This is a genomic window from Proteiniborus sp. MB09-C3, from assembly GCF_030263895.1.
Taxonomy (GTDB): domain Bacteria; phylum Bacillota; class Clostridia; order Tissierellales; family Proteiniboraceae; genus Proteiniborus.
The window spans coordinates 2,609,986-2,623,495 of sequence record NZ_CP127161.1 but is presented as its reverse complement, the minus strand read 5'-3'; the positions used below and the strand labels follow the sequence as shown (position 1 = coordinate 2,623,495).

The following is a 13,510-nucleotide window of genomic DNA, read 5'->3' as shown; positions in this document are numbered from 1 at the left end:
TATATATTATAGAATCTTAAGAAAATTATATTTTTAGGGGGTAAGGTATATGAAGTATAGAAAATTTGGGAAGCTTGATTTTGAAGTATCAAATCTTGGCTTTGGCTGCATGAGATTGCCAGTTATAGATGATGATAATGGAAAAATCAATGAAGATGAAGCGATTAAAATGATTAGATTTGCCATAGATAATGGAGTTAATTACATAGATACAGCATATCCCTATCATCAACGCAATAGTGAGCCACTAGTTGGAAAAGCATTGAAAGATGGATATCGTCAAAAGGTAAAGTTAGCAACCAAACTTCCAGTATGGCTTTGCGAAACTCATGAAGACTTTGATAGATATTTAAATGAACAACTGGAAAAGCTTGAGACAGAATACATAGACTTCTATCTATTGCATTCATTAAGTAATAAATCATGGAATAAAGCTAGAAGCTTAGGTGTATTAGAGTTTTTAGATGAAGCTTTAGCTGACGGAAGAATTAAGTATGCTGGTTTTTCTTTTCATGATGAATTAAATGTGTTTAAAGAAATTATAGATTCATATAACTGGTCATTTTGTCAAATTCAATTAAATTATATGGATGAAGATTACCAAGCAGGTATAGAGGGATTAAAATATGCTTCGGAAAAAGGTCTGGCAGTAATTATTATGGAGCCAATTAAAGGAGGGAAATTAGCAAAAGAACCTAGAGGAGATTTAAAAGATATATGGGAAAAATCAGGAATAAATAAAACCCCTGCTGAGCTTGCACTAAGATGGGTATGGAATTATCCAGAAGTAACCCTGTTATTAAGTGGTATGAGCAGTATGGAGCAAGTAAAAGAAAATATAAAGACAGCTTCAAATATAATCCCATTGTCGCTTGATTCAGATGAAATTAAATTAATCGAAAATATTAAAGATATTTATAATAGCCGCAATAAAGTTGGATGTACATCATGCAGATACTGTGTACCGTGTCCAAACAAAGTTGCAATACCAGATATTTTTGAAATTTATAACAATTATTATGTATATGATGCAACAACTGCTGGAATTAATAGCTATGAAAGAATGAAAAAAGCGGGCATTGATTCAACAAATTGTATAGAATGTGCTCAATGTGAGAATGTATGCCCGCAAAACTTAGAGATAATACGTTATTTAAAAGATGCTGATTTAGTTTTAAATAGATAGCTTGAGAATATCCAGCATAAGCTGGATATTTATCTTGTTGTAGGAGTTATTCTTCTTATTAACTCTTCAATTTCTGTTGCAAATCCAGATAATGGTTTACCAGTTCTTATACCATTACCGACATTTTCAATTCTCCTATAAAGATCAGCATTTGCTGTAACGTGTACTGTTTTAATATTTGTATCAGCTTCTTTAACTACTTTATCAATTCTATCTTTGAGAGCAGTAGTCATTTTACCTTCAACATTATCTGCAGTGCTAACTCCTACTAAAGCTGTATCTCCAGAAATAGCAACTGTACAATTCTTTACTTCTTTTAACTCTGTAACTTTATCTGCTATTTTAGTTGCTTGATCTGTTGTAGTATTAAATGGTACTGTTTGATTTGGTGTAGTTTGATTTGGTACGCTGTTAGTGTTATCATTGATATTTCTGTTATTTAAGTCAGTATTCATATTTCTATTTATATCTGTTCCATCGCCAGTGTAATTCAAATTTCTATTTAATTGGTTGTTATAAGGTGTATTAGGTCTAGCAGGTCCTCTAGTAGTACATCCAACCATACTAAAACTTATCACAAGTGCTATTATAGCAATAAGTGATATAACCTTAAACTGTTTTTTCAAAATAATCACCTCCTATGATTATTTTGCTTTAATTTTTGTTTTTTAAGCATAGAGAAATATGTAGAATACAGCATTTTTATGTAAATAAGTATTAATATAGATAAATTAAACAATTAATGGTTTTAAAGAAATCTATACTTGAGTATTATTATAAAAAGATCAATATATTAGTAAATTGACAGGGGGAGAAAATGAAGAGAAATAATAGAATTTACATAATAAAAATAAAAAGAAAAGTGATTTTAGCTGTAAGTATTATAGTATTATTTATTTTTAGTGTTATTTTTTTAAATCGCATTAAAGCAATTGATATTTTTTGCTTTAGAAATCAAACTGATAGAACAATAGTAATAGATCCTGGTCATGGTGGAATAGATGGAGGAACAAACGATAAGGACGGATTTCTAGAAAAAAAAGTAAATCTAGATATAGGATTAAAGTTAAAAAAAGAATTAGAAAAAGAAGGCTTTAATGTTATTATGACGAGGGAAAAAGATATTTCTCTAGAAGAATTTAGTGATATTAATGCATCAAGGCATAGAAAGGATTTAGATGCTAGAAAGAGTATAATAAATCAAGCAAAGCCTATAGTATTTGTAAGTATACATGTTAACTCAAACATTAGCAGTAAAGAAGCAAGAGGTGTTCAGATATATTATCATCCTACCTCAGAAGATAGTAAAATATTCGCAGAGACAATTAGCTATTCTATAAATGAGCATGTGTATAATAATTTTTTAAAAACAGACTCATTGAAGGTAAAAGTTCTTTCAGAAGATTTTTTTGTATTGAGAGAGTCATCTCATACGGGAGTATTAATTGAAGCAGGTTTTATGACTAATCCAATTGATAAGCTTTTACTAGAGAGTGAAGAATATCAAGGGAAAATAGCTTTTGCGATAAAAGAAGGATTAAAAAAGTATATAGAAGATAATGTATAATACTCGATGTAATAAAATGTGAAAAAAATTACAAAATAATTAAGATTAATTTTATAAAGAGGAGTATTAAAGAATTTGGCGAAAATATATGTAATGTTAGCATTATATATTTTTTCTGGAACTTTTTATAAATAAATTTAGTCTAATGTATGATTAGTAGAAAAAGGGGTGAAACTGAAATGGCACTAATCGAATTAAACAATATTACAAAAAATTATAAGGTTGGACAAATACAAGTCAATGCTTTAAATGGTATTGATTTATCTATTGAAAATGGAGAATTTATTTCTATAATGGGTCCTTCAGGTTCAGGTAAATCGACTCTTCTTAATGTTATTGGCTGCTTGGATCAGCCAACTACAGGTACATATAAGCTTGGAGAAAAAAGTGTAGAGAAAGTCAGTGACTGGCAATTATCAGATATTAGAAATCGTTCTATAGGATTTGTATTTCAATCATTTCATCTGTTGCCGGGATTGACCGCATTAGAAAATGTAGAACTACCTTTAATATATAGAGGTGTTTTAGGAAAGGAAAGGAAAAAAAGATCAATGGAAGCATTAGAAGCGTTAGGGCTGGAAGACAGAATGCATCATCTTCCTACACAGCTTTCAGGAGGACAGCAGCAAAGAGTTGCAATTGCACGTGCAATTGTTGGAAATCCCTCTTTACTACTTGCCGACGAGCCCACTGGTGCTTTAGATTCAAAATCAAGTGTTAACATCATGTCAATATTTCAAAAGCTCAATAAAAAAATGGGAATCACAATAGTACAGGTTACTCATGAAGAGAAAATTGCTCAATATGGACATAAAATATTTAGGCTTCTTGACGGGAAAATAGAAAAAATAGAAGTGCTAGATGAACAGCTATTAGCTATTGAATAATTGTTTTTTTATATTTGGAGGTGTTAGAATTGGCAAAAAGGGTATTAATGATTTTAATTGTAGTTGCTATAGTAGTTGGTGGGGGATATTATGCTGTAAAACAGCTTGTGCCTGAAAAAGCAGAAGAGGTTCAAGGACCTGTTTACTCAACTTTTGAAGTGAAAAAAGGAGATATTTCAGCAGGTGTAGAAGTAACAGGTCAGCTAAATCCAACTCAATCAGGTGGAATAAGAGCACCTGGAGATAGATATACTGGTACTGGTGGTCAATATGTTATAGATCAATTTTTAGTTGGAGAAGGTGATGAAGTAGTTCAAGGTCAAGTGGTGGCAACTCTATTAGCTACTGATCTAAATAATAAATTAACTGATTTAAAAGAACAGGTAGAATCACAAAAAAAACAGCTATCTCAACTAACTGGATTGTCATTAGATGAGATAGATTACATAAATCCTTCTCAAGGATTACAAATAATAGCACCTATTTCAGGAAGGATAATGAATCTTGAGGCTAAGGAAGGCAAGGAACTGACACAAGGACAGATAGTAGCTAGTATAGTGGATAATTCAAAATTTAAAGTAGCTGCAAAGCTTACTCCTACAGAATACGGGAGAGTTTCTGTAGGTCAGAAGGTTGCTTTAAGCTTTCCTTATTTTGAGGGAATAGTTGAAGGTACCATAACTGATATAAACTCAAGTCCTATGCCCGATGATACTGAAGAGGATAAGTTTGGTACTAATTTCATATATGCTGCAACTATTGAAGCAGAAAACCCAGGTTTAATTCAAGCAAATATGGAAGTGAAGATAGGTTTATCCTATAGTGAGGATAATTCGCCAACAAGTATATCTTACTTTTTATATTCTGGAAAAGTGGATGGCTTTGTTGATGAAGAAAAGCTTATATCTCCAGTAAAAGCAGTTGCAACTCAGGTTCATGTAAAAGGAATGCAGGAAGTTAAAAAAGGCGATGTTATAGTAACAATGGCTGGGAATGATGTAAGAGAAATGATTCAGGAAAAGACAGAAAAAATAAGAGAATTAAATAATGAAATGAGAGACTATTATGCAAAGCTAGATCAGCTTGAAATAAGATCACCTATGAACGGAATTGTGGCAGGTATTTGGAGACAGCCGGGCGAAACTGTAGCTGCAGGAGATTGGTTGGGTGATGTTTACAACACATCAGATATGAGGATATATTCAGAGGTAGATGATATAGATGTTTTACAGATAAAGCAAGATGCTCCAGTTTCGATTACTGTAGATGCAATGCCGACAGAAAAATTTGAAGGAAAAGTAGCAAGAATCTATACAATGGGAAAAGATAGAACTAGCGGATTAACTAGATTCCAAGTAGAAATAGAGGTAATTGGTGGTCCACAATTAAGACCTGGTATGCAAGCTCGTGCAAAAGTAGATGCAGGTAGTGCTCAAGGAGTTTTGCTTATCCCACTTGAAGCTATATTCGAAGAGGATGGAGTAACAAAGGTTGAGATTCTAGGCGATGATGGAGTACCTAAAGTAGTTACAGTTAAACTTGGACTTATGAATGACAAGTTAGCAGAAGTCACTGAAGGCCTTAAAGAAGGAGATAAAGTAGTTACAGGAAGTACTGCTGACCTATTGCCAAGTCAACATATTAAATCAAATGATTCTATTATTCCTTCAACAGGGGATGATAACAATAATGAAAATGGTGGAAATACAGAAAATAATGGTGCAAATACTAATGGTAGTAATTGAGGAGGGATATAATGAAACAAAACAAAGGTCTATTTTCCTTCTTCATTAGATTGTGGTTCACCACTAAGATGGCTATTCATGGAATATTATCAAATACCTTAAGATCTTTTTTAACTATTCTAGGAGTAGCAATTGGAGTAGCTTCTGTAGTCAGTCTCATGGGTATAGGTGAAGGCGCGAGACAATCAGTAGTAGCACAATTTGAAAGCTTAGGCTCTAATGTTATTGAGATAAAGGCACAGCACACAAGTGTTGAATTTGAACCAGAATTAGCAGAAGAATTAGTAGAAAGAGTTCAAGGACTTGAAATGGCAACTCCTGTTTTTCACACTAGTGCTACTATGAAATGGAGAAGAGCAAGAGGTAAAGTTGACATAATAGGTGTTAATAGTGACTTTCACAAAATTAGAGATAATGCACTACTTTCAGGAAACTTTTTTACTGAACTGCATGTAAAGCAGCGTTCACCAGTTGCTGTATTAGGATATAATATGGGTGTTGGTCTAATGAAAGGAAGAAATCCTGTTGGCCAAACATTCACTTTAGAAGGTCAAACATATAGAATTATAGGAGTTCTTGAACAAAAAGGATCAGGAAATGCTGAAGGTGTAGATGACAAAATAATTATACCTTATACATCTGCATTGAAGATTGCAGATAAGAGACAAGTGGACCAAATATGGGGGAAAGCAGCCTCAAAAGAAGAAGCAGATTTAGTTGTTGTTCAATTAGGTAGAATTTTTAAGCGAAAATTAGGCTTAGATCAAACAGCACCTACAGGAGCTCAAGGTGAAGGAGAAGAGGGTACAACTGAATCTACTATGGGTTATTATGGTGACTATTATTATGATGGCTATTATGATGATGGGCCATCACAATCTGAAATTCCTAGTAGCGGCGATGACCTCATCACTATAACCAGCTTAAATCAGTTAGTAGAAGAGGCAGATAATGCAAACCGTGTAATGACATTATTATTAGGAGGCATAGCAGCAGTATCCTTACTAGTAGGTGGATTAGGTATTATGAATATAATGCTAGTTGCTGTTACAGAAAGAACAGAAGAGATAGGTCTTAGAAGAGCAATAGGCGCAAAGCAATCAGATTTGCTTTTACAGTTCATACTTGAAGCACTTTACCTCAGTGCAATAGGGGCTATTGCAGGTACAGCTTTAGGAGTATGGGGATTAAGTTTATTTGAAAGATATGGTTTTAGTACTGCAATAAACCTACAAGCCATAGAGATAGCTACAATAGTAGCTTTATGCTCAGGACTTCTTTTTGGAGTTTATCCAGCAATTTCAGCTTCAGCACTTCCACCAGTACAAGCTTTAAAAAGGCAATAGATATACAAAATATGCCAGAGAAAAAATTCTCTGGTTTTTTTGTTTAGGAGGAAAGATTGATTTTACTTATATTTTAGTATTTAAAGAATAAAAAAATGTGTACATATATAAAACAATAGTTCTTTAGTCTCATTTATAGTATAATAATCTTAAACTAGAAGACTATACCATTGAAATATGAGGAGAGAAAAGATGAATATTGATTCAGATACTAAGCTTTATTGTCTAATAGGTAATCCTATTTCTAAAAGTCTATCGCCAATGATTCACAATTTGATTTTTCAACTTAATTCGATGAATGCAAAATATTTAGCATTTAATATAGATAATGCTGAGTATCTAGAAAAAGCTGTAGATGGCATTAGGGCATTAGGAATAGGAGGTTTCAATATAACAATTCCATACAAGATTGAAATAATGAAATATATTGACGAAATTGATGAAAAAGCCAAAATATTAGGAGCAATAAATACCGTATTAAATATAAATGGGAAGCTTCGAGGCTTTAATACTGATGGAGATGGATTTGTTAAATCGTTAAGAGATAGAGAAATAGATATTAAAGATAAAAAAGTAGCTTTAATTGGAGCAGGAGGAGCTGCACATTCAATAGCAGTGTCTTTAGCCTTCGAAGGCATAAAGGAATTGGTGATAATTAATAGAACCACCCAGAATGCGTACAAGCTTAAAAAATTAGTTGAAGACGTATTTCCTAATATACATATAAATTGTTATGAAATAGGCAGAGAAACATCTATCCCAAAAGATATAGATATACTGATCAATACTACTCCTATAGGTATGTATCCGGATGCTGACAGCGTTCCTATTTCGCCAAGATTATTTTCTACAAGCACCATATTTTATGACATTATTTACAAGCCCCAAAAGACTAAATGGATTTTAGAAGCCGAAAAGTTAGGATGCAAAACCTTTGGAGGGCTAGATATGCTAATTAATCAAGCCATATATTCTCAAAAGATCTGGAATAAAAGCTTAATGAACGATAGTATAGATTGGAATTATATTAAAGGAGAGGTGCTCAAGAATATTATCAATAGTCTCCAAATATGAAGGTAAAAGTATTTTTATGTAGAAATAGTAAGAATATACTATTATATTAGTAAAAGGTGGGTCATATGAATAAAAATTTTAAGCTAGGTGACTTATTAGTTTTAGCAAATAAAATAAGTAATAGCCAACTGGAACAAGCGTTACAATTGCAGAGAAAGACTAAGACTAAGCGAATAGGTGAAATTTTAGTAGAACTTGGCTTTGTGAAAGAAGAGGACATATTAGAAGTTTTAGAAACTCAGCTTCAAATACCTTCTATAGATTTAGCCTCTTATAGAATCAGCCCAAAGGCTACTTCTTTAATTTCTGAAAATATTGCTAGAAGGTATAGCCTAATACCGATTGACAAAATTGACAACAAGCTTGTAGTTGCTATGAGTGACCCCTTTAATATCTTTGCAATTGACGATATTAAACTTCTTACAGGTATGGATATTGAAGTCGTTATTTCATTAAAATCTGTAATACTGAGAGCTATAGATAAGTTTTATAGAGAAGAGAATACAAAAAAAGTTTTAGAAGAGTTTGAAGAAGCCTACACATCTAGTAGTATTGAAGATCTAGATGAGGAAGACTTATCCGATGTTAATAGTGCTCCAGTAGTAAAATTAGTTAACTCTATTGTTGGACAAGCTATTAAAATGAGAGCAAGTGATATACATATTGAACCCTTTGAAAACAATGTACGAGTAAGATACAGAATAGATGGAGATTTGCAAGAGATAATGAGATTTTCCATCAAAAGCCACATGGCAATAGTTACCAGAGTAAAGATAATGGGTAAAATGGATATTGCAGAAAGAAGAATACCACAAGATGGCAGAGTTGAAACTGAACTAGAGGATAAAGAAATAGATATGAGAATATCTACATTGCCGACCGTATATGGTGAGAAAATAGTAATTAGATTATTAGATAGAGATGGATTTAGTTTTTCAAAAGAGGATTTAGGATTTGAAGATAGGGAGTTAGGGGTATTTAACAAGATATTAAGGCAGCCCTATGGGATAATATTAGTGACCGGACCTACTGGAAGTGGAAAGAGTACAACCTTATATACAATTTTAAAAGATTTAAATGATGAGGAGAAAAACATAATAACTGTTGAGGATCCTGTTGAGTACAAGCTTGAAGGCATCAATCAAGTACAGGTAAATAATAAGTCAGGTTTAACTTTTGCAAAAGGTTTAAGGTCTATTTTAAGGCAAGACCCTGACATAATAATGGTCGGAGAAATAAGAGATTCAGAGACAGCAGAGATTGCAGTAAGGGCATCAATTACAGGCCATCTTGTTTTATCTACACTTCATACCAATGATACTGCTTCCACTATAGTGAGACTTATTGATATGGGAATTGAGCCATATTTAGTATCTACCTCTGTTATAGGTATTATATCTCAAAGATTAGTAAAGAAATTATGCCCTAGCTGCAAAACACCTTATAAAGCCAGTTCTCAAGAAAAAAAGATTTTGGGACTTGAATTAGAAGAAGATGTAACTCTTTACAAACAAACTGGATGTAATAAATGCATTAAAGGCTATAGAGGCAGAGTTTCTATAGGCGAGATAATGTATATAGATAGGGATATAAGAAGGCTAATAGATAATAGAGCTACTACTGATGAACTTAAAGAAGCTTCTATAAAGAATGGTATGACAACTCTTTATGATAATGTAGTTAATTTAGCATTAAAGGGAATAACTTCAATAGAAGAGGTATTCAGAATTGGATATACCATAGATTAGGGGGAAAATGAAGTTGGATTTTTTAGATTTGATTGAAGATGGAATTAAAAAAAATGCTTCAGATATACATATTACAGTAGGCATACCTATAACATACAGAATAGATGGTAAGCTTGTAAAGATGGGCGAAGAGGTTTTAAAGCCTGCTGCTACCGAGGAAATTGCTCGAAAAATATTGAATGAAAGACAAATAAATGAATTGTTTGAAAAGGGAGAATTGGATACATCATATTCTAGTCCTGGAATAGGAAGATTCAGAATCAATATCTACAAGCAAAGAGGAAGCTATGCATTGGCAATTAGGATTATTCCTCCAACTATACCTACTATGGAAGAGCTTGGATTGCCGAATATTATTAAGGACTTATCAAAGCTTCCAAGGGGACTAATACTAGTAACTGGGCCTACTGGCAGTGGAAAATCTACTACGCTGGCTTCAATGATAGATTCTATAAATAGTGAGAGAAACTGTCACATATTAACTTTAGAGGATCCGATAGAGTATCTGCACAGACATAATAAAAGCATAGTTAATCAAAGGGAAATTGGCAATGATTCCTTGAGTTTTGCAAATTCTCTTAGGTCTGCCCTAAGACAGGATCCTGATGTGATCCTTGTAGGAGAAATGAGAGATTTGGAGACTATAAGTATTGCATTAACAGCTGCTGAAACAGGGCATCTTGTTTTATCTACCTTACATACATTAGGAGCTGCAAAGACCATAGATAGGATAATAGATGTATTTCCTCCTTATCAGCAGCAGCAAATTAGAATTCAATTTTCTTCGGTTATTCAGGGAATTGTATCTCAACAGCTTTTACCTAGATTAGATGGAAAAGGCAGAGTAGCTGCATTTGAAGTCATGATTGTTACTTCTGCAATTAGAAATTTAATAAGAGAAGAAAAATCTCATCAAATTGATACAGCAATCCAAACCGGTGCCAAGTTTGGTATGCAGACAATGGATAATTCACTATTATCTTTATACAAAAGAGGCTTGATAAGTGGGGAAACGGCACTGAATCAGTCTGTAAATACTGATATTATCAGAAACTATGTATTATAATCAGGTGGTGATTTTATGCAGTTTATGTATAGAGCAGTTACAGATAGCGGACAAATTATAGAAGGAATCTATGAGGCTAACAGTGAACAAGAAGTACTATCGATGCTAAGAAATAACGAATACATGCCTATATCAATAGAGCATAAAGAGGAAGAAAAACCAGTATCGTCTTATTTTTCGAAAAAGGTTACTAAAAAGGATATAGCAGTATATTGCAGGCAGTTCTACACAATGCTAAATGCAGGTGTCAGCATAATTAAATGTCTAGATATATTGGAAGTCCAGACTGAAAATAAAGCAATGAGAAATGCAACAAGAGCTGTTTTTGATGATGTACAAAAAGGAATGACTTTATCTGAATCAATGAGAAAATACGAAAAGGTTTTTCCTAGCTTGCTAGTAAACATGGTTGAGGCAGGAGAAGTAAGTGGTAACCTTGATGTAATAATGGAACGAATGGCAATACATTATGAAAAAGAGAATAAAATCGAAAATAAAGTAAAAGGAGCAATGATTTACCCCATTGTTCTAGGAGTTGTTTCAATAGCAGTAGTGATTTTCTTGTTAGTGGCTGTCATGCCTACTTTTATTGGAATGTTTGAAAGCAGTGGAATAGAATTGCCAGCTCCAACTAAATTGCTTTTAAGCATCAGTGATTCTCTCAAAAACCAGTGGTATATATATTTAGCTTCAATACTTATTTTAGCACTTATTATAGGATATTTTGGAAAGCAAGAATCTGGAAGATTATTTATTGATGGGTTAAAGCTTCGAATACCAATTTTTAAGGACACAAGCATAAAGATAGCTACTTCAAGATTTACTAGAACATTGTCTACGCTTCTATCAAGTGGGATACCCTTACTTCAAGCTCTAGATGTAGTATCAAAAATAGTCAACAACAGGTTTTTAAGCCTTAGACTAGAAAATGCAAAGGAAGAAGTAAGGAAAGGAATTCCTCTATCCAGAACAATTAAAGAAGTTAGGGTATTTCCTCCTATGGTGGATTCAATGATAAAAATAGGAGAAGAATCAGGCTCACTAGATGAAATACTAAATAAGAGCGCAGACTTCTATGACGAAGAGGTAGAGGTAGCCATTCAAAAAATGACAGAAATGCTCCAACCTCTTCTAGTAGTATTCATGGCGCTAGTAGTGGGATTTATAGTCATAGCCATGGCACTGCCAATGTTTGACATGGTCAATACTGTACAGATGTAAAAGCAAAAAAACACTAGAAAAATAGCAAATTTTGTATTGACAGGATTTAGTAACTAAAATATTATTGTAGATATCAACAGAATAATTGGCAAAGCTATTGAAAAATAGCGACGCAAAGCTAGAGTCTAAAGCTACTGAGAAGTAGCCATGATCGTTCAGCTGCATAAATAATTTAGTGTTATTTGTGCAGCTTTTTTTGTACCAAAGGACAATTTTTTAATACTATTTTCGAAGGGTGGTGGTTTAGAAAAGAAATAATAGTTGCATCTATTATATGGTATTGATAAAAAATAATAACAAGGGGGAACAGATATGTTCGAATTTATTTTAAAGCAGTTAAAGCAGTTAAAGCAAAATAAAAAAGGATTTACTTTAGTGGAGTTAGTTGTTGTTATAGCTATACTGGGTATATTGGCAGCTATTGCGGTACCTAAGCTAACTACATCAAGAAAAGCAGCAGCAGATACTGCACATCAGGCTAATATTAAAGTACTTACAAGTGCAGCAACAATGTATATAGCAGATGAAGGAGTCCCAACTGAGGCTGATGTAGTATGGACAGAAGCAAATAAAGACGATGATAATGGTTGGGGAAATTATCTTCAGGAATGGCCTAAAGCACCTACTGGAATCTCTAACGCAGAAGTTAATGGAAAAGATTATAAAGTAACGATTTCTACTGGCGGAGATATAACAGTATCAAATGAGTAGAATTGAGAACCTAGAGAGAAGAGCACAAGAACAGGAATTTTATCCTGAAGGACCTCAGGGACAGGAACCTTGTCTCACATAATATAACTTTTGAAGGACTTCAGGGACAGGACCTTGTCCCACATAATATAACTTTTTAATTGAAATGCTTCAAAGTAAACAGAAAATTTGACTAAAGGAGAGCTTACCATGTACATACTAACATTCATATTCGGAACTTTAATAGGTTCTTTTCTAAATGTATGCATATACAGAATACCTAGAGAAGAGTCTATAGCTTATCCTTCTTCCCATTGTCCTAAATGCAGCACTCCTTTAAAATGGGACAACCTTATTCCTGTACTTAGCTTTCTATTGCAAAAAGGCAAATGTAGATATTGTGGGGAGTCCATTTCCCCACAGTATCCCATTGTTGAACTATTGAATGGTATTTTATATGCTATATTTTTTCATTTTTATGGATTATTAATTGATTTCTTTTTTTATAGCTCTATTGTGAGCATTTTAATTGTCATTAGCTTAATAGACTACTATCATCAAATAATACCGGATTCTTTAGTAATTATTATTTTCATAATAACTATTATTCATAAGCTCACATTATTTATATTGTATAAAACACCATTTAATCTAATGAATAGCATATTAGCTCTATTATTAGGAGGAGGATTATTTCTAGTTATTGCTATAGTCTCAAAAGGTGGCATGGGAGGAGGAGACATAAAGCTTATTAGTGTATTAGGCTTTATGCTTGGAATAAAGAAGCTTCTTTTGAACATATTATTATCCTTTATAATTGGAGCCGTTTTTTCAGTATTCTTATTACTCCTAAATAAAAAAGGGAAAAAAGATGCTATACCTTTTGGACCTTTTATCAATATTGCATTTATTGTTACTCTATTTTTCGGAGACAGAATTATTAATTGGTATGTTCTAAGGTTTTTAGTCTAGGGAGGAAG

General features: G+C 33.0%; 12 protein-coding genes and 1 riboswitch. Of the genes, 11 read left to right on the top strand and 1 reads right to left on the bottom strand.

All coding sequences use genetic code 11. From position 1 onward, the window contains the following. The first annotated feature begins 49 nt into the window (after positions 1-49). On the top strand, positions 50-1,186 hold the full coding sequence (locus tag QO263_RS12810) for an aldo/keto reductase (protein ID WP_285622141.1): 1,137 nt from the start codon (positions 50-52) through the stop codon (positions 1,184-1,186). Positions 1,187-1,215: 29 nt separating this feature from the next. Here the strand turns inward: QO263_RS12810 and QO263_RS12805 are convergent, their stop codons facing one another. Continuing rightward, positions 1,216-1,812 carry a YhcN/YlaJ family sporulation lipoprotein gene (locus tag QO263_RS12805; protein WP_285622138.1) on the bottom strand — a complete coding sequence of 199 codons (597 nt, stop codon included), beginning with the start codon at positions 1,810-1,812 and terminating at the stop codon, positions 1,216-1,218. 191 nt (positions 1,813-2,003) lie between these two features. On the opposite strand from QO263_RS12805, the gene QO263_RS12800 reads away from it, so the two are divergent. The 10 genes from QO263_RS12800 (at position 2,004) to QO263_RS12755 (ending at position 13,502) form a co-directional block, all read left to right on the top strand. Further along, positions 2,004-2,753 (top strand): N-acetylmuramoyl-L-alanine amidase family protein, encoded by a 750-nt coding sequence (locus QO263_RS12800; RefSeq protein ID WP_285622135.1) that lies wholly within the window; start codon positions 2,004-2,006, stop codon positions 2,751-2,753. Between the two features lie 179 nt (positions 2,754-2,932). After that, positions 2,933-3,640, top strand: a complete 708-nt coding sequence (locus QO263_RS12795) for an ABC transporter ATP-binding protein (RefSeq protein WP_285622132.1) — start codon at positions 2,933-2,935, stop codon at positions 3,638-3,640. A 29-nt stretch (positions 3,641-3,669) separates the two neighbouring features. Then, positions 3,670-5,385 carry an efflux RND transporter periplasmic adaptor subunit gene (locus QO263_RS12790; RefSeq protein WP_285622129.1) on the top strand — a complete coding sequence of 572 codons (1,716 nt, stop codon included), beginning with the start codon at positions 3,670-3,672 and terminating at the stop codon, positions 5,383-5,385. Positions 5,386-5,396: 11 nt separating this feature from the next. Then, a complete protein-coding gene (locus QO263_RS12785) occupies positions 5,397-6,731 on the top strand; it encodes an ABC transporter permease (RefSeq protein ID WP_285622125.1) in 1,335 nt (444 codons plus the stop codon). Between the two features lie 192 nt (positions 6,732-6,923). Further along, entirely contained in the window at positions 6,924-7,805 is an 882-nt protein-coding gene (gene aroE / locus QO263_RS12780) for a shikimate dehydrogenase (RefSeq protein WP_285622124.1), read from the top strand. 65 nt (positions 7,806-7,870) lie between these two features. Continuing rightward, positions 7,871-9,553, top strand: a complete 1,683-nt coding sequence (locus QO263_RS12775) for a GspE/PulE family protein (protein ID WP_285622123.1) — start codon at positions 7,871-7,873, stop codon at positions 9,551-9,553. Positions 9,554-9,560: 7 nt separating this feature from the next. Next, the gene (locus tag QO263_RS12770; RefSeq protein WP_352168775.1) at positions 9,561-10,619 is read left to right on the top strand and encodes a type IV pilus twitching motility protein PilT; all 1,059 of its coding nucleotides are present in this window, start codon (positions 9,561-9,563) and stop codon (positions 10,617-10,619) included. 15 nt (positions 10,620-10,634) lie between these two features. Then, the gene (locus QO263_RS12765; protein ID WP_285622119.1) at positions 10,635-11,840 is read left to right on the top strand and encodes a type II secretion system F family protein; all 1,206 of its coding nucleotides are present in this window, start codon (positions 10,635-10,637) and stop codon (positions 11,838-11,840) included. Between the two features lie 77 nt (positions 11,841-11,917). Further along, a riboswitch (cyclic di-GMP riboswitch) is annotated at positions 11,918-12,007 on the top strand. 145 nt (positions 12,008-12,152) lie between these two features. Then, positions 12,153-12,551, top strand: a complete 399-nt coding sequence (locus QO263_RS12760) for a type II secretion system protein (protein ID WP_285622117.1) — start codon at positions 12,153-12,155, stop codon at positions 12,549-12,551. Between the two features lie 189 nt (positions 12,552-12,740). Continuing rightward, positions 12,741-13,502 (top strand): prepilin peptidase, encoded by a 762-nt coding sequence (locus tag QO263_RS12755; RefSeq protein WP_285622114.1) that lies wholly within the window; start codon positions 12,741-12,743, stop codon positions 13,500-13,502. Positions 13,503-13,510: the final 8 nt, after the last annotated feature.

Bases quoted from the DNA above. Each gene is read 5' to 3' on its own strand.
- QO263_RS12810 (WP_285622141.1), top strand. From the start codon at position 50: ATGAAGTATAGAAAATTTGGGAAGCTTGATTTTGAAGTATCAAATCTT.
- QO263_RS12800 (WP_285622135.1), top strand. From the start codon at position 2,004: ATGAAGAGAAATAATAGAATTTACATAATAAAAATAAAAAGAAAAGTG.
- QO263_RS12795 (WP_285622132.1), top strand. From the start codon at position 2,933: ATGGCACTAATCGAATTAAACAATATTACAAAAAATTATAAGGTTGGA.
- QO263_RS12785 (WP_285622125.1), top strand. From the start codon at position 5,397: ATGAAACAAAACAAAGGTCTATTTTCCTTCTTCATTAGATTGTGGTTC.
- aroE (WP_285622124.1), top strand. From the start codon at position 6,924: ATGAATATTGATTCAGATACTAAGCTTTATTGTCTAATAGGTAATCCT.
- QO263_RS12775 (WP_285622123.1), top strand. From the start codon at position 7,871: ATGAATAAAAATTTTAAGCTAGGTGACTTATTAGTTTTAGCAAATAAA.
- QO263_RS12770 (WP_352168775.1), top strand. From the start codon at position 9,561: ATGAAGTTGGATTTTTTAGATTTGATTGAAGATGGAATTAAAAAAAAT.
- QO263_RS12765 (WP_285622119.1), top strand. From the start codon at position 10,635: ATGCAGTTTATGTATAGAGCAGTTACAGATAGCGGACAAATTATAGAA.
- QO263_RS12760 (WP_285622117.1), top strand. From the start codon at position 12,153: ATGTTCGAATTTATTTTAAAGCAGTTAAAGCAGTTAAAGCAAAATAAA.
- QO263_RS12755 (WP_285622114.1), top strand. From the start codon at position 12,741: ATGTACATACTAACATTCATATTCGGAACTTTAATAGGTTCTTTTCTA.